At 68.4% G+C, this 21,018-nt stretch carries 19 protein-coding genes; 10 read left to right on the forward strand and 9 right to left on the reverse strand.

Annotated features, from left to right (window positions below; genetic code table 11):
• Nucleotides 1-48: 48 nt before the first annotated feature.
• Together C0481_RS04660 and C0481_RS04665 are read right to left on the reverse strand one after the other, a co-directional pair.
• On the reverse strand, nt 49-363 hold the full coding sequence (locus C0481_RS04660) for a hypothetical protein (protein WP_293401141.1): 315 nt from the start codon (nt 361-363) through the stop codon (nt 49-51).
• A 70-nt stretch (nt 364-433) separates the two neighbouring features.
• Nucleotides 434-1,036: a TetR/AcrR family transcriptional regulator gene (locus C0481_RS04665; RefSeq protein WP_293401143.1), complete on the reverse strand. Its 603-nt coding sequence runs from the start codon at nt 1,034-1,036 to the stop codon at nt 434-436.
• An 82-nt stretch (nt 1,037-1,118) separates the two neighbouring features.
• Here C0481_RS04665 and C0481_RS04670 point away from each other — a divergent pair, with 82 nt between their 5' ends.
• The 5 genes from C0481_RS04670 (at nt 1,119) to C0481_RS04690 (ending at nt 5,114) form a co-directional block, all read left to right on the forward strand.
• On the forward strand, nt 1,119-2,063 hold the full coding sequence (locus C0481_RS04670; protein ID WP_293401145.1) for a DUF2855 family protein: 945 nt from the start codon (nt 1,119-1,121) through the stop codon (nt 2,061-2,063).
• Nucleotides 2,042-2,167, forward strand: coding sequence for a hypothetical protein (locus C0481_RS04675; RefSeq protein WP_293401147.1), 126 nt, complete (start codon nt 2,042-2,044; stop codon nt 2,165-2,167). The genes C0481_RS04670 and C0481_RS04675 overlap by 22 nt, the downstream gene beginning before the upstream one ends.
• 24 nt (nt 2,168-2,191) lie before the next feature.
• A complete protein-coding gene (locus C0481_RS04680) occupies nt 2,192-3,583 on the forward strand; it encodes a carotenoid oxygenase family protein (RefSeq protein WP_293401149.1) in 1,392 nt (463 codons plus the stop codon).
• Between the two features lie 179 nt (nt 3,584-3,762).
• Nucleotides 3,763-4,743 (forward strand): NADPH:quinone reductase, encoded by a 981-nt coding sequence (locus C0481_RS04685; protein WP_293401151.1) that lies wholly within the window; start codon nt 3,763-3,765, stop codon nt 4,741-4,743.
• Nucleotides 4,740-5,114, forward strand: coding sequence for a nuclear transport factor 2 family protein (locus C0481_RS04690; protein ID WP_293401153.1), 375 nt, complete (start codon nt 4,740-4,742; stop codon nt 5,112-5,114). The genes C0481_RS04685 and C0481_RS04690 overlap by 4 nt, the downstream gene beginning before the upstream one ends.
• Here the strand turns inward: C0481_RS04690 and C0481_RS04695 are convergent.
• Nucleotides 5,111-5,734: a hypothetical protein gene (locus C0481_RS04695; protein WP_293401155.1), complete on the reverse strand. Its 624-nt coding sequence runs from the start codon at nt 5,732-5,734 to the stop codon at nt 5,111-5,113. The genes C0481_RS04690 and C0481_RS04695 overlap by 4 nt on opposite strands.
• A gap of 421 nt (nt 5,735-6,155) precedes the next feature.
• Between C0481_RS04695 and leuA the strand changes: the two genes are divergently transcribed.
• Nucleotides 6,156-7,823, forward strand: a complete 1,668-nt coding sequence (gene leuA, locus C0481_RS04700; protein ID WP_293401157.1) for a 2-isopropylmalate synthase — start codon at nt 6,156-6,158, stop codon at nt 7,821-7,823.
• Nucleotides 7,824-8,055: 232 nt separating this feature from the next.
• Here leuA and C0481_RS04705 read toward each other — a convergent pair whose 3' ends face one another.
• On the reverse strand, nt 8,056-8,763 hold the full coding sequence (locus C0481_RS04705) for a TonB family protein (RefSeq protein WP_293401159.1): 708 nt from the start codon (nt 8,761-8,763) through the stop codon (nt 8,056-8,058).
• Entirely contained in the window at nt 8,763-10,805 is a 2,043-nt protein-coding gene (locus C0481_RS04710; RefSeq protein WP_293401161.1) for a TonB-dependent receptor, read from the reverse strand. The genes C0481_RS04705 and C0481_RS04710 overlap by 1 nt, the downstream gene beginning before the upstream one ends.
• Nucleotides 10,806-10,980: 175 nt before the next feature.
• On the opposite strand from C0481_RS04710, the gene C0481_RS04715 reads away from it, so the two are divergent.
• Nucleotides 10,981-11,778, forward strand: a complete 798-nt coding sequence (locus C0481_RS04715; protein WP_293401163.1) for a DUF4198 domain-containing protein — start codon at nt 10,981-10,983, stop codon at nt 11,776-11,778.
• Between the two features lie 8 nt (nt 11,779-11,786).
• Nucleotides 11,787-12,251 carry a hypothetical protein gene (locus tag C0481_RS04720; RefSeq protein WP_293401165.1) on the forward strand — a complete coding sequence of 155 codons (465 nt, stop codon included), beginning with the start codon at nt 11,787-11,789 and terminating at the stop codon, nt 12,249-12,251.
• Between the two features lie 55 nt (nt 12,252-12,306).
• Here C0481_RS04720 and C0481_RS04725 read toward each other — a convergent pair whose 3' ends face one another.
• From C0481_RS04725 to C0481_RS04740, 4 genes are all read right to left on the reverse strand, one after another.
• On the reverse strand, nt 12,307-13,446 hold the full coding sequence (locus C0481_RS04725) for a serine hydrolase domain-containing protein (protein ID WP_293401167.1): 1,140 nt from the start codon (nt 13,444-13,446) through the stop codon (nt 12,307-12,309).
• A 17-nt stretch (nt 13,447-13,463) separates the two neighbouring features.
• Nucleotides 13,464-14,279 (reverse strand): class I SAM-dependent methyltransferase, encoded by an 816-nt coding sequence (locus tag C0481_RS04730; protein WP_293401169.1) that lies wholly within the window; start codon nt 14,277-14,279, stop codon nt 13,464-13,466.
• A gap of 13 nt (nt 14,280-14,292) precedes the next feature.
• Nucleotides 14,293-17,055 (reverse strand): preprotein translocase subunit SecA, encoded by a 2,763-nt coding sequence (gene secA, locus C0481_RS04735; RefSeq protein ID WP_293401171.1) that lies wholly within the window; start codon nt 17,053-17,055, stop codon nt 14,293-14,295.
• A 217-nt stretch (nt 17,056-17,272) separates the two neighbouring features.
• A complete protein-coding gene (locus C0481_RS04740) occupies nt 17,273-18,448 on the reverse strand; it encodes an acetyl-CoA C-acyltransferase (protein WP_293401173.1) in 1,176 nt (391 codons plus the stop codon).
• A 151-nt stretch (nt 18,449-18,599) separates the two neighbouring features.
• On the opposite strand from C0481_RS04740, the gene C0481_RS04745 reads away from it, so the two are divergent.
• Together C0481_RS04745 and argJ are read left to right on the forward strand one after the other, a co-directional pair.
• Nucleotides 18,600-19,586 carry a peptidylprolyl isomerase gene (locus C0481_RS04745; RefSeq protein ID WP_293401175.1) on the forward strand — a complete coding sequence of 329 codons (987 nt, stop codon included), beginning with the start codon at nt 18,600-18,602 and terminating at the stop codon, nt 19,584-19,586.
• Entirely contained in the window at nt 19,583-21,004 is a 1,422-nt protein-coding gene (argJ, locus tag C0481_RS04750; RefSeq protein ID WP_293401177.1) for a bifunctional glutamate N-acetyltransferase/amino-acid acetyltransferase ArgJ, read from the forward strand. The genes C0481_RS04745 and argJ overlap by 4 nt, the downstream gene beginning before the upstream one ends.
• Nucleotides 21,005-21,018 lie beyond the last annotated feature (14 nt).

The raw sequence follows: 21,018 nt of genomic DNA on the forward strand, positions 1-21,018 counted from the left end.
CGGGAGGATGAGCGGCTTGCCCCAAGGGGCGTCAAGAGGGCAGGCGACCTAGGGCTGCAACGATGGCGTAGGCGCGTCGACGACGACGACCCGAAGCCTGCCTCCCCGCTGGAGGATCCATAGGCCGAAGGCCACAAGCAGGCCCAGCGCCAAGCCCTGTAGACCTACGATGATCGGGACGGCGATAAGCAGGGCGATGGCCTTGACGAGCGGGCCGTCAGGCGACGACGGCGCCGCGCCGAAGATCTCCAACACGGCGAGGACCGAAAAGGCGAGCGTTCCGCCGCCAACCAGATAGCCCGTCGTGACGATCTTGAGCACGCCGCCTGCCGTCAGGCAGCCGTCCGACGTTCGCACTTCCATCCCCGGCCCTCCCCAAAGCCAAACGTGGACCGGAGGCTAGAGCCAAGCCGTGGGGGCGGCAACCGATCCGCTACGCCCCCGGCCGCAGGCCTTTGGCCAGGGCGTGGCCGAGTTGGCGGTTGAGGGTGCGGGCCATGCCCTTGGGCAGCTTGCCGGACAGTTCGAGCGTCACCGCGCCGTGGGTGGCGGCCCAGAACATGCGGCCGATCTCCTCGGGGTCGCCTTCCATGACGCCGGCCTCGACCAGACCCTTGATGTAGGCCGACTGCATGGCGTTGGCGCGGGCCGCGGCGGCGACCAGCTCGGGATAGTCCTTCTCGTGCGGCTGGTTGAGGTCGAACATCAGCTTGTAGGTCTGCGGGTGTTCGAAGGCGAAGTTCAGATAGGCCTCGCCCACTGCCGAGCTCTTGGCCTTGGCGCTGCCCTGGGTGGTCGAGAGCGCGGTCTCCAGCGCTTCGGCGAAGCGGTTGAAGCCGTTGGTGCGCACCGCCGCCAGGATGTCTTCCTTGTCGGTGAAGTAGCGGTAGGGGGTCATCGGGCTGACCCCCAGCTCGGCGGCCAGCTGGCGCATGGTCACCGCGTCCGGCCCCTTGTCGGCGAACAGCTTCTCGGCCGCGTCGCACAGGCGTTCGCGGAAGTCGGCGACATCGGACTCGGAGAGGACGCGGGGCATCGGTAAACTCGACCCAAAGAAAGTGCTTGTCCTGGGGTAGCTCTTACGTAATAAATTTACAACGTAAAAAGGCGAGGAAGCGATGTCGGACTGGGATGTGCTCGTCGCGAAGGACGATTTGCGCAAGATCGAGGTGCGTGAGGCCGCGCCGCGGGCGCCGCTGGCGGACGGCGAGGTCCGGCTTGAGGTCGAGCGGTTTTCGCTGACCGCCAACAACATCACCTACGGGCTGATCGGCGAGACCTTCGGCTACTGGAAGTTCTTCCCGGCGGAGGGCGGGCTGGGCCGCATCCCGGTCTGGGGCTTTGCGACGGTGGTCGAATCCAACGCCGCCGATGCTCCGGTCGGCTTGCGGGTGTTCGGCTATCTGCCGATGTCGAGCAGCTTTGTGGCGAAGCTGGCGCGCAAGGGCGGCGGCTTCATCGACACCTCCGCGCACCGGGCCGAGCTGCCGCCGACCTACAACGCCTATGCCGAGGCACCCGAGGACGGGATGGACGATCATCGGGCGCTGCTGCGGCCGCTGTTCATGACCTCGTGGCTGCTGGACGACTTCCTGTCCGAGGACGCGTCGCTGAAGACACTGGTGCTGTCGAGTGCGTCGAGCAAGACGGCCATGGGACTGGCCTGGTTCGCACGGCGGCGCGGCGTGCCGGTGGTGGGGCTGACCTCGCCCGGCAACGCGCAGACGCTGAGCGGCCTCGGGCTCTATGACCGCATCGTTCCCTACGGCGAGGCGGGATCGCTGAAGGTCGAGGGGCCGGCGGTCTATGTCGACTTCGCCGGCGACGCGCAGGTCAACGAGACGGTGCACGCCGCGCTGGGCGAGACGCTGGCGCGCAGCATCATCGTCGGCGGCACCCACTGGAGCGGCGATCGCGCGCCGCGCGCCCTGGTTGGTCCGCAGCCGGTGCTGTTCTTCGCGCCCGACCAGATCCCAAGCGCGCGGCCGAATGGGGCCAGCAGGAGCTGGACCAACGGTTCGTTACGGCGCTGCGCGAGTTCGTGGCCGACGCCGGCTGGCTGAAGCTCAAGCAATCGACCGGGCCCGACGGTCTTCTGGCCGCCTATCGCGAGGTGCTGGAAGGCCGGGCCCGACCCGACGAAGGACACATCATTCGACCGGCGTGAAGCCGGCCAAAGAGGAGGAAGACCATGGACGGCGATGTTCGCATCAACCCCTACCTGTCCGGTAACTTCGCGCCGGTCCGCAGCGAGGACGACTTCGAGCTGACGGTGACCGGGGAGATCCCCAAGGGCCTGCGCGGCACCCTCTATCGCACCGGCCCCAACCCGCAGTTCGAACCGCGCGGCGAGTACCACTGGTTCTCGGGCGACGGCATGATCCACGCCTTCCATGTCGAGGACGGCAAGGTCAGCTACCGCAACCGCTATGTTCGCACGCCCAAGTGGGAGGCGGAGAACGCCGCCGGTCGGGCGCTGTGGGGCGCGTTCGGCAATCCGGCGACCACCGATCCGAGCGTCCTGGGCAAGGACAGCGGCGGGGTGGCCAACACCAACATCGTCTTCCACGCCGGCAAGCTGCTGGCCCTGGAAGAGGGCCACATGCCCTTCGAGATGCAGCCGCGGACCTTGGAGTCGAAGGGCCCGGTCGAGCAGTACAAGGGCCGCGTCACCGCCCACCCGAAGATCGATCCGAAGACCGGCGAGATGGTCTGGTTCGGCTATGGCATCGGGCCGATGCCGTTCGGCACGGGGATCAGCTATGGCGTCACCGACGCCAGCGGCAAGGTCGTGCGGCGCGACGACTTCGAGGCGCCCTATTCCTCGATGATCCACGACTTCCTGGTCACCAATAACTACGTGCTGTTCCCGGTGCTGCCGCTGACCGGCAGCATGCAGCGGGCCATGAGCGGCCTGCCGGCCTACGCCTGGGAGCCCGACAAGGGCAGCCACGTGGCGGTGATGCGTCGCGACGCCGACGTCTCGACCATCCGCTGGTTCAACGCCCCGCCGTCTTACGTCTTCCACCCGATGAACGCCTGGGAGGAGGACGGCAAGATCATCGCCGACGTGTTCCGCTATGACAGCGCCCCGCTGTTCCCGAACGCGGACGGGTCGCCCGGCGCCAAGGCTGCGGCCCGGCTGGTGCGCTGGACCTTCGACCTGAGCGGCGCCTCCGACGCCATCAAGGAAGAGGCGATCGACGACCTGGACGGCGAGTTCCCGCGGTTCGACGAGCGGCATGCGGGCCTGGCCTATCGGCACGGCTGGTACGCGGCCGATCCCAGCAACGCCAAGACCATCAAGCAGACGGCGATCGCACACCTGGACCTCAAGACCGGCAAGCGCCAGGTCTATGAGCTGTCGGGCGGCGACATGACGTCGGAGCCGGTGTTCACCCCGCGCTCAGGCAGCGCCGACGAGGGCGACGGCTGGGTCACCGCGGTGGTCTGGCGGGCGGCCGAGAACCGCAGCGACTTCGTGGTGTTCGACGCCCAGGACATCGCCAAGGGCCCGATCGGGACCGCGCACCTGCCGCGCCGGGTTCCGTTCGGCTTCCACGGCAACTGGGTGGCGGAGTAGGCCGCTCAAATTGCTCCCCCGCTGGGGGAGCTGTCAGCGAAGCTGACTGAGGGGGACTGCTGAATCCGTAGTCCCCCTCCGTCTCGCCTTCGGCGATCCACCTCCCCCAGCGGGGGAGGAACTGGAAGCTTGCGCCGCCTTCGCCTAGACCTGTCGCCCTGACACGAAGCGGAGGCGTCATGCGGGCGATCTGGTACGACCGGACGGGACCGGCGCGCGAGGTGCTGCACCTGGGCGACCGGCCGACGCCGCAGCCGGGGCAGGGCCAGGCGCTGATCCGGGTGCGGGCCTCGGGGGTCAATCCGTCCGACGCCGGCATGCGGGCGGGACCGGCGCCGATGGCCTATCCGCGCATCACCCCCAACAGCGACGGGGCCGGCGTGGTCGAGGCGGTCGGGCCGGGCGTCGCCGAAAGCTGGGTCGGCAAGCGGGTCTGGTTCTACAACGGCCAGCGCAACGGCCGAGCGTTCGGCTCGGCGGCCGAGTACATCGAACTGGATGTCGACCTCTTAAGCGAGCTGCCGGAGGCGGTGTCGTTCGCGGAAGGCGCGACCCTGGGCATCCCCTGCATGACCGCGCATCGCAGTCTGTTCCTGGCCGGGCCGGTGCAGGGACGCACCGTGCTGGTCACCGGCGGGGCCGGGGCGGTCGGCCACTACGCGGTGCAGCTGGCGGCCTGGGCCGGCGCGACCGTGATCGCCACGGTGAGCTCGGAGGAAAAGGCGCAGCGGGCCCGCGAGGGCGGGGCGCATCATGTCATCGACTACCGGCGTGAGGACGTCGCCGCGCGGGTGCGGGAATTGACGGGCGGCGAGGGGGTGCATCACGTGGTCGAGGTCGACTTCGGCGGCAACCTGGCCTCGACCCTGGCCAGCCTGCGCATGAACGGCTCGATCGCCTACTACGCCACCAAGGGGAACCGTGAGCCGGTGGTCCCGGCCGGGGCGGCCATGGGCCTCAATCTGCAGATCAACAGCGTCTACCTGCCGGTGTCGCCGCACGAGGCGCGGCGGCGCGCGCAGGCCGACATCACCCGCTGGATCGGAACCGGCGGGCGGATGCTGTCGGTGGCCGGGCGCTTCCCGCTGGAGGACTGCGCGGGGGCGCACGAGCTGGTCGAAAGCGGCGGCAAGGTCGGCACTGTGGTGGTCGAACCGTGACCGCTCCGGAAGACGCTATCCGCGCACGGCGCAAGCTGACCAACAAGCTGATCGCCGCCCACGACGCGCAGCGGCTGAAGCCGTTCTTCGCAGCCGACGCCAACCTGATCTCGGGCGAGGGCGGGCTCTTGATGGGCGCGCCGGCGATCATCGCCGCGTTCGAGGCGCAGTTCGTCGATCCGAGCTTCGTAACCTATCTGCGGACGACGCAGAGCGTGACGTTGGCGGCGGACGGGACGCGCGCCGCCGAGGCTGGGACCTGGCTGGCGACCTGGAAGGACCAGACTGCGACCGGGCCGTATCTGGCCGCCTGGAAGAAGGTGGTCGGCCAGTGGGTGATCGAGAGCGAGACGTTTGTGACCACCGGCTAGGGCGGGGCCTGGACGGCGCCGGGGGCGCTGGCGCGCATCACCTCGGCGAGTTGTTCAAGGGGCTGCTGAGAGATGGTGATCGCGCCGCTGCGTGGGCGGTCGATGTCGAGGATCAGCACCAGGGCGATGGTCAGCAGCAGCACCAGCATGTTGGCGGCGATCCGGTGGTGCTTGCCGGTGTACTGCAGCACATAGCCGAGCATGACGCAGGATAGCGCGGCGTAGACCAGCAGCACGCTGATCACCCGGCCGGGGATGTGTGAGGTCCGCGCCTCGGCCCGAGCGGCGGCGAGGTTGAAACTGGTTTCCAGGCTGTTGCGCAGATCGGGGCCGAGGAACTCCGGCTCGCGCGTGCGACTGGCGGCGGTGGCGGCGATCCAGAGCTCCTCGCGCATCCGGGCGGTCTGGACCAGCGGCGGGGCCGAGGTGTCGGCCTCTGACCAGGTCAGGCGGTGGTCGACATATCGCTGGAGCAGGCCATTCATGCGCTCGCGGTCGGGAGACGGCATCAACCGCGTTTGCAGCCAGACGATCGACAGCGCATTGGCTTCTTCCAGCACCAGTCCGCGGCGGGTCTCGAACCGTTCGAGCGCGAGTGAAAAGGTGAACCCCAGCAGCAAGGCCAGCAGGCCGAGCGCGGCTGACAGCAGGAAGCTCTCGCCCTCACGCGAGACGGCGGTGCTGCGGCCAACGCGTTCGAGTTGCTTGCGGCCGAAGAAGCCGAACTCGACGCAAGCGATGAGCAGCGCGAAGACGCCGACCCCGATCAGCCCAAGCGGCGCGTGTTCCCAGATGGCCCGGCCCTCCCCGCGGCGCTTGCGGCGCAGCTTGTTGGTGTAACGGGGGCATGTCGAGGCGGTTCCAGGCGCACGGCGACGATTGAACCGTCTGCGCCGCGCGGCTATGAAGGGGCATGGTTCGCACCTTTGCAGCCCTTCTTGCGCGACTTACCGGCGGCCGCCGGATCTAATCGGCTGCCCCGGCGGCGGCACGCCAGCCTCATCGACATTCGTAACTGCCCGCCTCCCAGAGAGCTGCACCATGCTGCGCGACCCTTCCGTCAAATATCGTCCGTTCCCGCAAGTTCACCTGCCCGACCGCCAGTGGCCGTCGAAGACCATCACCAAGGCGCCGCGCTGGCTGTCGACCGATCTGCGCGACGGCAACCAGGCGCTGGCCGACCCGATGAACGCCGAGAAGAAGCAGCGCTTCTTCGACCTGCTGGTCGGGATCGGGGCCAAGGAGATCGAGGTCGGCTTTCCGTCGGCGGGCGCCACCGAGTTCGATTTCATCCGCGGGCTGATCGAGCAGGGCCGCGTGCCCGACGACGTGATGATCCAGGTGCTGACCCAGTCGCGGCGCGACCTGATCGAGACCAGCTTCGCGGCCCTGGAGGGCGCACGGACGGCGACGGTGCATCTCTACAACGCCGTCTCGCCGGTCTGGCGCGAGGTGGTGTTCGGGCTGGACCGGGCGGGCGTGAAGGCGCTGGCGGTCGAGGGCGTCAGCATCATGCGCGAGCAGGCCGAGCGGCGGCCGGGCACCGACTGGCGCTATGAGTACAGCCCCGAGACGTTCTCGACCGCCGAGCTGGAGTTCAGCCTGGAGGTCTGCGAGGCGGTGCTGGACGTGCTGGAGCCGACGCCAGAGCGGCCGGTGATCCTGAACCTGCCGGCGACGGTCGAGGCGGCGAGCCCGAACATCTACGCCGACCAGATCGAGTGGATGTGCCGCCACATCTCGCGGCGCGACAGCGTGGTCATCTCGCTGCATCCGCACAACGACCGCGGCACCGGGGTGGCGGCGGCCGAGCTGGGGCTGATGGCCGGCGCCGACCGCATCGAGGGCTGCCTGTTCGGCAACGGCGAGCGCACCGGCAATGTCGACCTGGTGACCCTGGCGCTGAACCTCTACACGCAGGGCGTCGATCCGGGGCTGGACTTCTCGGACATGGAGAGCGTCGTCAAGACGGTCGAGTATTGCAACCAGCTGCCGGTGCATCCGCGCCATCCCTATGCCGGCGAGCTGGTGTTCACGGCGTTTTCGGGCAGCCACCAGGACGCGATCAAGAAGGGCTTCGACGCCCAGGCCAAGCGCAACGACCAGCTGTGGGCGATGCCCTACTTGCCAATCGACCCGGCCGACCTGGGCGGCAGCTACGAGGCGGTGATCCGGGTCAACTCGCAGTCCGGCAAGGGCGGCGTCGCCTGGGTGCTGCAGCAGGACAAGGGCCTGAAGCTGCCCAAGCCGATGCAGGCCGATTTCAGCCGTGTGGTGCAGCAACTGGCCGACGAGACCAGCCGCGAGCTGGCGACGGCCGATATCTGGGAGGCGTTCGAGCGCGCCTATCACCTGACCCCGGGCCAGCGTTTCGAACTGGTCAGCTTCGAGGAGTCGGGCGTCTCGCGGGTGGACAATCAGCGGGTGTTCGTCGGGCAACTGCGGCTGGACGGGCGCGAGATGACCATCCGCGGGCGGGGCAACGGGCTGATCTCGGGGCTGCTGGCGGCGCTGGCGCACGACTGCGGGCTGAAGCTGGACGTCGCCGACTTCCAGGAGCACGCGATCGGGGCGGGCAGCGATGCGATGGCCGCGGCGTTTGTCCAGTGCCGGACTACCGACGGACGGACCGTGTTCGGGGTGGGGATGGACGCCGATGTGGCGACGGCTTCGGTGCGGGCGGTGCTCAGCGCGGCGAACGGGGTGTGATGGCAATTGCTCCCCCTCTGGGGGAGCTGGCCGCCGAATGGCGGACTGAGGGGGACTTCTGACTCCGCAGGCCCCCTCCGTCTCGCGGCTGCGCCGCGATCCACCTCCCCCAGTGGGGGAGGAACTTGAGGCGGGCCGCTCATCCGGGTGAAGGCCGGGGTCCAGCGCATCGACCGAGCCGGTGACCGACTCCAAGCACGGTCGTGGGCCCCGGCCTTCGCCAGGATGAGCGTCAGCGGGTGATGAAGAACTCCACCGGGGTGGAGACTTCGATCCGTTCGCCGCGCACGGTGTGCGGGGCGCCGGGGAAGGGGTTGGAGCGGTCCAGCATGGCCATGGCCTCGGCGTCGAGGCTGGCGTAGCCGGACGAGCGGGTGACGTCGCCGCCGAGCAGACGGCCCTGGCGATCGACCGCGAAATGCACATGCACGACGCCCTCCTCGCGGCGCATGCGCGCGCGCTTGGGGTAGGTCTTGTGCGCCTCCAGCCAGGCGCGCAGGCGCGAGGCGTAGTCGGTGCTGGAGCCGTTCTTGGCGTCGATGTCGAGGCCGTCGCGGGTTCCTTGCCGCTGAGCGACCGCGGCCGGGGCCGGAGGGCCCAGGGCGGCGGCGACCTGGGCCGGCGCCGGCGACGGGGCCGGCGCGGCCGCAGCGGCGGCGGACGACGCGGCGGGCGCCTCCCGCGGCTGGGGCGGCGTGGGCTGGGCGGCGGAAGACGTCGGCGCAGGCTCCCGAGGAGGGGAGGAAGGGGCCTGCGCCGACGTGGGGAGCGGGGCGTTATTCGCGCCGCCCCGGACCTGAACCAATTCCGCCATCACCACGGTCTCGTCCCACACGGGCGGGTCGTCAGCGGCCGAGCGCATGACCAGGGCGATAAGGCCGAGGTTCAGCGCCGCGGAGACCGCGAAGGCGACCGTGCGTGTGGGCGTGACCGCGAACATCAGAACGTCCGCGCCAACGTCAGCTTGAAGGTCCGGCCTTCGGCGTCGAGCGACTGCAGATGGCGGCGGAACTGCTTGTCGAGGACGTTGTCGACCGCCGCGCGGACTTCCAAGCCCTCGAACGGACCCTGGTCGGGTGTCCAGGTCAGAAAGAGGCCGTGCACGCCGTAGCCGCCGGTGCGGCGCCCGCCCGGGCCGATGTCGTCCTGGTCGGCGGCGAACTCGCCGCGCCAGCCGGCGCTGAGGTTCTGGTCGGTGAACCGCCAGCCGACGGTCATGTCGAGCTCGTCGGCGGGGATGGTGTTGAGCGGCAGGCCGGTCAGGCGGTTCTCGCCCTCGATCCGCGAAAGGCCGGCGCGGGCGAAGAGGTTGCGCGAGGCGTATTCAGCCTCGATCTCGACGCCCTCGAAGCGCGACTCCCCGACGTTGACGAAGTACGCCGAGTTGGCCGTGCCGCGGGTGATCAGGTTGGAGACGTCGTTGCGGAAGGCGGTGACCTTGGCGCGGACGGCGTCGCCCTGGGTCAGCACGTCATCGAACGAGAGGGTGAAGCCGCCCTCGAAGTTGTCCGACTCTTCCGGCTTCAGGTTGAGGCTGAAGTTGTTCGCGGTGGCGCTGGTGCGGCTGTAGATCTCGTCCAGCACCGGCATGCGCACGGTGCGGGCGACCGAGCCGAACACCGCGAAGTTGTCGGTGAACGAGTAGAGCACGGCGAGCTTGGGCGAGGCGGCGCTGTCTTCGACCTCGGTGCGATTGGTGACGCCGGCGCCGGGCTTGAGCTTGGTCCAGTCGACCCGGACGCCCGGGATGATGGTCAGCTTGTCGGTCCAGATCAGCTCGGCCTGGGCGTAGAGGCCGTACTTGTCCATGTCGCCTTCCGGGTGGGTCGCTGCGCCCGGATTGGTCACGCCGGCGGCGTTGGTCCGCGGGTTGCGCCGCTCCTGCGTGTAGGCCTGGGCGCCGAGGAACAGGAAGCCGGTCCAGTCCTCGCCCCAGTCGAAGCGTGAGGTGTTCTGGATGCGGCCCTGCCAGGTCTCGTACGAGAACTCGGAATAGGTCACGCCGGGCAGGAAGGTGGTCTCGCGCTGCTCGACCTTGGAGTTGGCGTAGGAGACCTGGGCCTCGAGGTCGAACAGCTTGGAGCCGCCGAAGTCGTTCTCGTAGCCGAAGGTGGCGGTGATGTCGTCGACCTTGCGGCGGACCGGCGTCGTGCCGAAGGCCTCGGCCTGATCGTACATCTGGGTGCTGTCGGACAGCCAGTTCTGGTAGGTCGCCCAGACGCTGTGGTCCTGATCGCCGCCGATGTAGTAGCGGCCCTTCAGCAGGTAGGAGCTGGAGCTGACGCCGGATGGGACGACGGTGGTTCCGTCGCCGCTCTTGTAGTCGTCGGCCTCGCGGCGGGTGTACATGGCCAGCAGGTCGAGGTTCTCCGCCGGCTGGCCAGCGACGATGGCGGTGCCGAAGACGCCCTCGTTGTTGCTCTCGAAGCCGGCGCGCAGGCGCACGGCGAAGCGGTCGTCGCCCGTCAGAAAGTCCGAGGCGTCCTTGGTGGTGAAGTTGACCACCCCGGCCAGGGCGCCGGCCCCGTAGAGCGTCGAGGAGGCCGGGCCGCGCAGGACCTCGACGCGCTTGTACATGTCGGGCTCGCTGAACAGCGCGCCCATCCGGTACTGCTCGTAGAACTTCGTCACCCCGTCGATCTGGGTGAGGATGCGGCTGTCGGAGTCGGCGATGCCGGTCCCCATGCCGCGGATGTTGAAGCCTTGGCCGAGGGCCGAGACGCCGCCCACGACGCTGACGCCCGGAATGGCCTCCAGCAGGTCGCCCATGGTGGTCGCCTGGGCGTCGTCGATGTCGTTCTGGTCGAGGGCGGTGACCGCCTGGGGCGTGTCGATGGCGACCTTTTCGGCGCCGGCGGAGACCACGATCCGGCCGAGCGACAGCTGCGAGGCCGCGCCTTCCGACGCCTGTTGGGCGTTGGCCGCCCCCGCCAGCAGCAGGACGGACGCGCCCGCCAGAAGTCCAATCCGCCTACGCCCCATACCGCGCCCCATCGATCTTTCCAAAGATATGCAAGTGCGAGTCAATCGCATATGAGTCGCGCGACGCCCCCCGTGGGCGCTTCAACGAGGCCGCTAATGCCGCATCCGAAAGTCAATTGCAAGTGACTCGCAACTGCATTAGTCGGCAATGGACGAACTGATGATGGGGGACCCTATGGGGCGTATCGGAATTGCGGCGTTGGCAGGCGCCGGCCTGTTGGCGACGGCGCCAGGCATGGCGCAGGCGCACATGCCCTACATGCTGCCCAACCTGTTCGACCTGACCGACCGTGACCATGTCACCGTCCAGGCGAGCTTCACCGAAGACCCGTTCCAGGCCGAGGTGGTGATGAAGTCGGACGCCTGGCACGTGCGCGGGCCGGGCGGGGCGGTGACGCCGATCTCGGGCGTCACCTATCTGCGCGACCTGGCGGTGTTCGAGGCCCCGATTGCGGCCAAGGGCACCTATCGCGTGTCGTCGGGCGAGCGCTTCGGCCGCAAGGGCAAGATGTACCGCGACGCCAAGGGCCAGTGGATCATCAGCGAGGGCAAGGACAAGCCGGCCGACGCGCCGCTTGTCGAGGTGCAGAGCATGACCCTGGCCGAGGTCTATGTGACCCGCGGCGGGCCGAGCAAGGACGCCCTGGCCCCGACCGGCAAGAGCCTGGAGCTGCGCCCGATCACCCACCCGAGCGAGATCTTCGCGGCCCAGCCGGCGCAGTTCGAGCTGCTGTTCGAGGGCAAGCCGGTCAGCGGCGCCCACGTCGAGGTGTTCCGCAGCGCCGGCGTCTATGACGGCAAGAAGCAGGTCGGCGGCCAGATCACCACCGACGCGGCCGGCAAGTTCGCGATCACGCCGCCGGACGCCGGGACCTACCTGGCGCTGATCCGTTACCGCACCGAAGCCCCGGCCGGCGCCGAGACGCCGTACCGCAGCTACTCCTACACCCTGACCTTCGAAGCGACCGAATAGGACCGACCATGACCAGCTTTCGTCTTCCCCTTGCCGTGACCGCCGCGCTGCTGGCGCTGGGCGCGGCTTCGGCGCAGGCCGCGCCGCACGAGCACTCGGCTTTCGTCACCGACTACGATCTCGACAAGGACGGCAAAGTCACCGCCGCCGAGTTCAAGACCGTCCGCGACCAGCGCTTCGCGGCCATGGACGCCAGCAAGGACGGCGTGCTGACCGAGGCCGAGTACGTCGGTGAGTACGAGGGTCGGCTGACCGCCCAGCTGGCCGCCTCCAGCGAGAGCGCCGAGCGCAAGGAAGAGCAGCGCGTGCGTCAGATGCGCCAGGCGCATGTCCGCTTCGGCGTCCTCGACTCCAACAAGGACGGCAAGATGACGCCGGCCGAATTCGAGGCCTCGGGCGTCCGCGCCTTCGCCGAGCAGGACGGCGATGGCGACGGCGTGGTCACCGCGGCCGAGAAGAAGAAGGGCGACTAGGACCTGGCCGTCCTAGAAGCCCGCGGGCTGGGGCGGCGCGTACGGGCGCGCCGCCTCAGCCCAATGCCTCCCACATCGCCATGGCCAGGCTGAAGGCGCGCATGTCGCCGGTCGTGGTGCCGGCCATCTTGTTCATGGCGTAGGCGAAGGTGGTGCGCGCATCCATGTCGATGATCACCAGCGAGCCGCCGTAGCCGCCCCAGTAGATGGTGTTGGGGTTGGGCAGCGGCATCGCTCCGCCGGCCAGGCCAAAGCCCATGCCGAAGCGCGCGGGGATGCCGAGGATCAGGTCCTGCCCCTCGATCTGCAGCTCCAGGGCCTTGCGGCAGCCCGCCTCCGACAGGATCCGCTTGCCCTTGGCGACGCCGCCGTTGGCGAGAACCGACTGGACCTCGGCGACCGAGCGCGCGTTGCCGGTGCCGCCAGCGGCCGGAATCTCCGCGCCGCGCCAGGCGCGGGTGCGGGTCTCCGACACCTCCAGCGGCGGGTTGTCCGACATGTTGGCCTGCAGCTCGCTCTGCGCCCCGGGGCCCAGGCCAGCTTCCGCCGGCGGCGGCGGGATCAGCTCGGCGACGCGGGCGTCCTCCGACGCAGGTAGGCCGATGTAGAAGTCAGCGTTCAGCGGCTGGGCGATCTCTTCGCGGAACACCGTGCCCAGGCTCTTGCCGGTGATGCGGCGCACGACCTCGCCGACCAAATAGCCCTGGGTCAGGCCGTGGTAGCCCGGCGCCGTGCCCGGCTCCCAGAACGGCGCCTGGGCGGCCAGCAGCGAGGTGGCCTTGTCCCAGTCGTAGAGGTCTTCCTTGACCATCGGCTCCTTCCAGCCCGAGAGGCCGGCGGAGTGGCTCATCAGGTGGCTGACCTTGACCGCCTCCTTGCCGCCCGCGGCGAACTCGGGCCAGTAGCGGGCGACCGGAGCGTCGAAATCCAGCTCGCCGCGATCGGCGAGCAGCAAGGCGGTGAGCGCCGTCATCGTCTTGGTGGTCGAGTAGACGTTGACGATGGTGTCACGTTCCCAGGGGCGCGTGCGCGCCTCGTCGGCGAAACCGCCCCAGAGATCGACCACGGTCTCGCCTTCGACCGTGGCGCAGAACGAGGCGCCGATGTCGGCGCCGCTGGCGAGATTGGCTTCGAACGCCGTGCGGGCGCCGGCGTACTTGTCGTGGTCGAGACCCTGAACTGCACCGTCGGCCATGAGCTGGCTCCTCCCTATTATGTAGCGAGCCTATCAGCCGTGGGCCGTCCGCCGAAGAGTTTGCCAAGCAGGCCCTTGCGCGGCGGGGGGGCGTCGCCGGAGAGGTCGGGCAGGGCGGCTTTGCGCGAGACCAGCACCTCGATGTACTCGGCCTGGATGCCGCGGCCGAGGTCCTCGATGGTCCAGATGGTGGTGGTCAGGCCGCTGACCGAGTCCCAGTAGGCGGCGATGTCGTAGCCCCAGTCGATGGTGACCAGCGAGCCGTTCGGGTCCATCGGGTTGCCGTGATAGACCGGCTCCAGCAGGTGGTCGACGCCGCCGTTGGCGCGGCGTGCCGCGCGACGCACCGAAGGCTTTTCCTTGTTCACGATCGGCACGGTGCAGACGTGCAATCCGCCCGGCTTCAGGGTGCGGGCGATCTCCCGCAGGGCCAGGTCCGGGGCGAAGACGTGCTCCATGACGTCCTGGGTGACGACGAGATCGAAACTGGCGTCGCCGAAGGTCTGGCGCTCGAGGTCCTCGGATCGCCAGCCGCCGGCCGGGTGGGTGGAGCCCCACGGGATCGAGGGATCGTACTGGCTGGCCCGATAGCCGGGCGCCTGCTCGGCCAGGCGCCGGCTGGCGGCGGTGCCGGGCGAGCTCTCGTGGATGGTCAGTTCGCGCCAGTTTGGGCGCAGCTGCGTGAGCACCGCAAACAACGCCCGTTCGCGCGGCTGGGCGTTGCAGGTCTGGCAGAGGAAGTGGTCCCGCAGCCAGGGATCCCTGGCCGCGAAGGTGGCGGGTAGTTCGCAGACTGGGCAGAAGCCGTCGACCTGGAAGAGGAAGTCGGCCATCTGCGAGGGTCCCCTAGATCAGCGCACCATGACAGTGCTTGAACTTCTTACCCGAGCCGCAGGGGCACACCTGGTTGCGTCCAGTGTTCTCCCAGCCGTCGGGCAGGGCCGTGATCGGCAGCGCCTGGCGCTGTTCGGCCGAGAGGCCGTCAGGCAGGGCGCCCATCTGGGCCACGTTCTCGCCAGTGAGCGGGTCCATATGGACTTCTGTCAAGCCGGACAGCGGGGCGATGGGCTCGGGCTCGGCGAACTGGAACTCGACGGTCATCAGCCAACGGGTGACGTTCTGGCGCAGATCGACCAGCAGCTTCTCAAACAGCGAGAAGGCCTCGGTCTTGTACTCGTTCAGCGGATCGCGCTGGCCGTAGCCGCGCAGACCGATGACGTTGCGCAGGTGGTCGAGGTGCATCAGGTGCTCGCGCCACTGCAGATCGATCATCTGCAGCAGGAAGCTCTTTTCCAGATTGCGCATCTGGTCGGGGCTGATCGCCGCCTCGCGCTCGACGGCGCGGGCGTCGGCGGCCTGCTGGATGCGCTCACGGATCTCTTCGTTGGCGATGCCCTCCTCGGCCGCCCAGGCGGCGAGCGGGAGGTCGAGGCCGAGCAGTTCCTGGACGCGTTCGGTCAGGCCGACGATGTCCCACTGCTCGGCGTAGGCCTTGGGCGGCAGGTGGCGTTCGACCAGGTCCTCGACGGTGTCCTGACGCATCTCGGTGATGATTTCCGAGAGGTCCGCGGCGGTCATGAACTCGGCGCGCTGTTCGAACACGGCCTTGCGCTGGTCGTTCACGACGTCGTCGTATTTGAGCAGGTTCTTGCGGATCTCGTAGTTGCGCTGCTCGACGCGCTTCTGGGCCTTCTCGATGGCGGCGTTCAGCCACTTGTGGGTGATCGCCTCGCCTTCCTGAACGCCGAAGGTGCGCATGATCGCATCCAGGCGCTCGCCGGCGAAGATGCGCAGCAGGTCGTCCTCGCAGGACAGGAAGAACTTGGAGTGGCCGGGGTCGCCCTGACGGCCGGTCCGGCCGCGCAACTGGTTGTCGATCCGGCGGCTTTCGTGGCGCTCGGTGCCGAGCACGTAGAGACCGCCGGCGGCCAGCGCCTGTTCCTTCAGCGCCTTGGTGTCGGCCTCAATGCGCGAACGCTCCTCGGCGGCGGCCTCGGGGGTGGGTTCGATGCCCAGACCCTTCTGCTCGTCGCGCCACTTGAGCACGCGAATGTCGATGTTGCCGCCCAGCTGGATGTCGGTGCCGCGGCCGGCCATGTTGGTCGCGATGGTCACCGCGCCGGGGATGCCGGCGTCGGCCACGATCATGGCTTCCTGCTCGTGGTAGCGGGCGTTGAGGACGTTGTGCGGGACGCCGTTCTGGGTCTTGCCGTTGTGCTCGAACTTGTGGGCCTTCAGCAGCTCGGACAGCTGCTCGGACTTCTCGATCGAGACCGTGCCGACCAGGATCGGTTGGCCGCGGACGTAGCAAGCCTCGATCTGCTTGATGATCGAGTCGTTCTTCTCGCGCTCGGTGCGATAGACCTCGTCGTCGTCGTCGATCCGCGCGACCGGACGGTTGGTCGGGATCTCCGAGACGTCCATCTTGTAGATGTCGCCGAATTCCTGGGCCTCGGTCGCGGCGGTGCCGGTCATGCCCGAGAGCTTGGCGTAGAGGCGGAAGTAGTTCTGGATGGTGACCGAGGCCAGGGTCTGGTTCTCGGGTTGGATGTTGGCGCCTTCCTTGGCCTCGATGGCCTGGTGCAGGCCTTCGGACAGGCGGCGGCCCTGCATCATGCGGCCGGTGAACTCGTCGATCAGGATCACCTCGCCGGCGCGGACGATGTAGTCCTTCTCGCGGGTGTAGAGGACGTTGGCGCGCAGCGCCTGGTTCACGTGGTGGACGATCGAGACGTTGGCCGCGTCGTAGAGGCCAGCCGAGTCGGGGTCGAGGTGACCGCCGACGGTCAGCATCTCTTCGACCTTCTCGGAGCCTTCCTCGGTGAGGATGACCTGCCGCTGCTTTTCGTCGTGATCGAAGGTGGTCGGATCCTTGATCAGCTCCTTCATGACCAGGTCGATGGTCTTGTAGAGCTCGCTGCGGTCCTCGGTCGGGCCGGAGATGATCAGCGGGGTGCGGGCTTCGTCGATCAGGATGGAGTCGACCTCGTCGACGATCACGAAGTTATGGCCGCGCTGGACCATCTCGGTCGGGTCATAGACCAGGTTGTCGCGCAGGTAATCGAAGCCGAACTCGTTGTTCGTGCCGTAGGTGATGTCGGCCTGATAGGCGGCCTGGCGCTGGCCCTGCGAAAGGCCGTGGACGATGACGCCGGTCGAGAGGCCGAGGAAGGCGTAGACCTGGGCCATCCAGTCGCCGTGCAACTGGGCCAGGTAGTCGTTGACGGTGATGACGTGCACGCCCTTGCCGGCGAGCGCGTTCAGATAGGTCGGCGAGGTGGCGACGAGGGTCTTGCCTTCGCCGGTCCGCATCTCGGCGATGCCGCCGTTGTGCAGCACGATGCCGCCGACCAGCTGGACGTCGAAGTGGCGCTGGCCCAGCACCCGGCGCGAGGCTTCGCGCACGACGGCGAAGGCTTCTTCGAGGATCTGGTCGAGGGTCTCGCCCTTGGCCAGACGATCCTTGAATTCCTGGGTCTTGCCGCGAAGTTCGGCGTCGGAGAGCGCCTGCATCTTCGGCTCAAGCGCGTTGATCTTGGCGATCCGCGAGTTGAGGCCTTTGACCTTGCGGTCGTTCGAGGAGCCGAAGAAGCGTTGGAAGATGCTCAAGGGAAATCGTTCCGGATTTGCGGGAGGGCCCGGCGGCGGCGCCTCTAAGCCTGCTCGCCTGCCCGGAAATTCCGCTCTTTTCAGGGCGCGCGAGACTTAAGCAGCGCCCATGCCAGTGTCAACGCGGCGCGCGGGCCAGAGCGCTAACGACTGCGTGCGCCAAAAGAAAAGGCCCTCCCGCGAGGGGAGGGCCTGATCATTTGGCGTGTGGCCGATCTTAGTAGATTTCGATCAGGCCGGCCGCGCCCATGCCGCCGCCGATGCACATGGTGACGACGCCCCACTTGGCGCCGCGGCGCTTGCCTTCCTGCAGGATGTGGCCGGTCAGGCGGGCGCCGGTCATGCCGTAGGGGTGGCCGATGGCGATCGAGCCGCCGTTCACGTTGTACTTTTCCGGGTCGATGCCGAGCTTGTCGCGCGAATAGACGCACTGCGAAGCGAAGGCTTCGTTCAGTTCCCAGATGTCGATGTCGTCGATCTTCAGGCCATGACGCTCCAGCAGGCGCGGAACGGCGAAGACCGGGCCGATGCCCATTTCGTCAGGCGCGCAGCCGGCGACGGCCCAGCCGCGGAAGGCGCCGAGCGGCTCAAGACCGGCCTTGGAGGCGGCCTTGGCTTCCATCAGCACCACGGCGGCGGCGCCGTCCGACAGCTGCGAAGCGTTGCCGGCGGTGATGAACTTGCCTTCGCCGCGGACCGGCTGGAGCTTGCGCAGACCTTCGATGGTGGTGTCCGGACGGTTGCACTCGTCACGATCGACCAGATAGTCGACGATGCTCTCTTCCTTGGTTTCCTTGTTCACGACCTTCATCTTGGTCGCGAGCGGGACGATCTCGTCCTTGAACTTGCCGGCTTGCTGAGCGGCGGCCATGCGGCGCTGGGATTCCAGGCTGTATTCGTCCTGGACTTCGCGGCTGACCTTGTAGCGCTCGGCCACGATGTCGGCGGTGTCGATCATCGGCATGAAGATCGCCGGGTACTGGGCGACCAGGTTCTTGTCGAAGTTGTCGCTGCCGCCGCCGCCGCCGCCCGGGAAGGACAGCGACTCGACGCCGGCGCCGATGGCGACTTCAGCGCCGTCGTTGCGGATGTAGTTGGCCGCGGTGGCGATGGTTTGCAGGCCCGACGAGCAGAAGCGGTTGACGGTCACGCCCGAAGTGGTGATCGGCAGGCCGGCCAGCAGGGCGGCCTGACGGCCCAGGTTGCCCGCGCCGTGCGCCACGTTGCCGAGGATCACGTCTTCGACGGCGGCCTTGTCGACGCCCGAGCGCTCAACTGCGTGCTTGATCGCATGGGCGGCCATGGTCACGGTCGGGGTCATGTTGAACCCGCCGCGCTGGGACTTGGCCATCCCGGTCCGAGCGTAGGAGACGATTACGGCTTCACGCGTCATGAAATGATTCCTCCGAAAAAAATGAGGCCGCGACGGCTGTTATCCGGTCCGGGCGGCTTTAGATCGGGCGCGACCTTTGCATCCCCGCGCCGAGTTGGCTAGGGACGGGCAAGCGCCTGCGGGCGGTTTTCGCACACGAGGTACGTCGCCAATGACGAACACCGCCTTCCGTCGCGTCCCGAACGCGCTGGCGCTGGCCGCGGTCATGCTGGTCGCGGCGACGCTGCTCGTCGCCTGCGGCGATCGCGGCGGGACCGAGGGCGCGCCCGCGCCCGGCGACACCGCCGTGGCCAAGGTCGACGGCAAGACGGTGTGGGCCTCCGACGTCAAGCGCGAGGCGGTCGCCCAGGGCTTGATCGGCGAGGGCGAGCCGCTGGACGTTTCGTCGGATCTTTTCCGCCGGGTGCTGGACGAGGTGGTCGACCAGAAGCTGCTGGCCGCCGAGGCGCTGAAGCGCAAGCTGGACAAGGATCCGGTGGCGCAGAAGCGGCTGGCCGCAGCGCGCGAGCGCATCCTTGGCGACATGTTGGTGGAAAGCGTGGTCAGCGACGCGGTCAACGACATCGCCATTCGCGGCCTCTACCAGGAGCAACTGAAGCTGGCCAAGCAGTCGGAGGAGATCCGCGCCCGCCAGATCGTCGTCGCCAGCGAGGCTGAGGCCGAGGCGGTGCGCAAGCTGCTGGCGACCGGGGCTTCATTCGACGCCCTGGCGATGGAGCGCTCCACCGACGCGGCGACCCGATTCAACGGCGGCGACCTCGGCTACTTTACGGTCGACGTCATGCCGGAGACCTATGCCGCGAACCTGAAGACCGGAAAGGTCGGCGATATCGTCGGCCCGTTCGGGATCGAGGGCGGCTGGGCGATTCTGAAAATCGAGGACCGGCGGCTGGAGCAGCCGATCACCTTCGATGCGGCGCGGCCGCAGATCGTGCGCTTTCTGACCTACGACCAGGTCCGAGACCTGCTGGAGAAGCTCCGAAGCCGGGCGAAGGTCCAGACGCTGATCGGCGCGCCGCAAGACGTGCCGGGTCAGCCGAAGGAACCCGCCGACGCCCCCAAGACCGCTCCGCAAACTCCCGCGACGAAGGCCGCCCCGGCCGCGTCCGCCGCCCCAGCCAAGGCCGCCCAGCCATGACCAAGACTCCCGACGCCCCGAAGAAGGTCGCCAAGTCCACCGCCGAAAAGGCCCTCGAAGCCGCCGCCAAGCCCGTCGAGGCGCTGGCCGGCGCGCTCGACCCGCTGACCACCGCCATCAAGCGCGCCACCAAGAAGACCGAACCGGCCGCCAAGGCGGAAGAACCCAAGCCCGCCAAGGGCGCGTTGCCGGTCTCGCCGTTGGCCGTGCCGTTCCCGCTGGTCCCGCCGATCGCCGGCGTGCAGTTGGCCACCGGTCGGGCCGGCTTCTACAAGCACGACCGCGAGGACCTGCTGGTCATGCGCTTCGCCAAAGGCACCGCCGGCGCAGGCGTCTTCACCCGCCACGGCATCGGCTCGGCGCCGGTCGACTGGTGCAAGAAGCACCTGGAAATGACCAAGGGCGCGGACGTGCGCGCCCTGGTGGTCAACGCCGGCTGCGCCAACTCCTTCACCGGCAAGCCCGGGGCGGACGCGGTGCGGCGGGTGGCCTCGGCCGTGGCCAAGCGCTTCGACTGCCGCCAGCGTGACGTGATGGTCGCCTCGACCGGGGTGATCGGGGTGCTGCTGGACGACACCAAGATCGCCCACCGGCTGCCGGACGTCGAAGCCAAGCTGACCGACGACGGCTGGGCCGGCGCGGCGCGGGCGATCATGACCACCGACACCTTCCCGAAGGGCGCCTACGCCGAGGCGATCATCGACGGTGAGAAGGTGCGCATCGCCGGCATCGCCAAGGGTTCGGGCATGATCGCGCCGGACATGGCGACCATGCTGGCCTTCGTGGCCACCGACGCGAAGATCTCGTCGGGCGCGCTGCAGACCCTGGCCAGCCTCTACACCCGCAACAGCTTCAACGCGGTGACGGTGGACGGCGATCGGTCGACCAACGACACCCTGCTGCTGTTCGCCACCGGCCAGTCGAGCGCGCCGAACATCACCCGCGCCGGCGACCGGCGGCTGGCCGACTTCCGCGAAAAGCTGGAGGCGGTGCTGATGGACCTGGCGCTGCAACTGGTCCGCGACGGCGAGGGCGCCAGCAAGTTCGTGAAGGTGACGGTGAGCGGGGCCGAAAGCTCGGCCAGCGCCCGCAAGATCGCCCGGACCATCTGCGAGAGCCCGCTGGTGAAAACCGCCTTCGCCGGCGAGGACGCCAACTGGGGCCGCATCGCCATGGCCATCGGCCGCGCCGACGAGCCCATCGACCGTGACCGCGTGAAGATTCAATTCGGCTCGCTGGTCGCCGCGCAGGACGGTCTCATCTCGCCGACCTACGACGAGGCCAAGATGAGCGCCTACATGAAGAACCAGGAGCTGGAGGTGTCGGTTGATGTCGGCGTCGGCCGCGCCTCGGCGACCATGTGGACCTGCGACCTGACCAAGCAGTACGTCGCGATCAACGGCGACTATCGGTCGTAGGATAGGCGCCCAAT

Origin of the sequence: Phenylobacterium sp., assembly GCF_013822795.1 — a bacterium.
Lineage (GTDB): Bacteria > Pseudomonadota > Alphaproteobacteria > Caulobacterales > Caulobacteraceae > Phenylobacterium.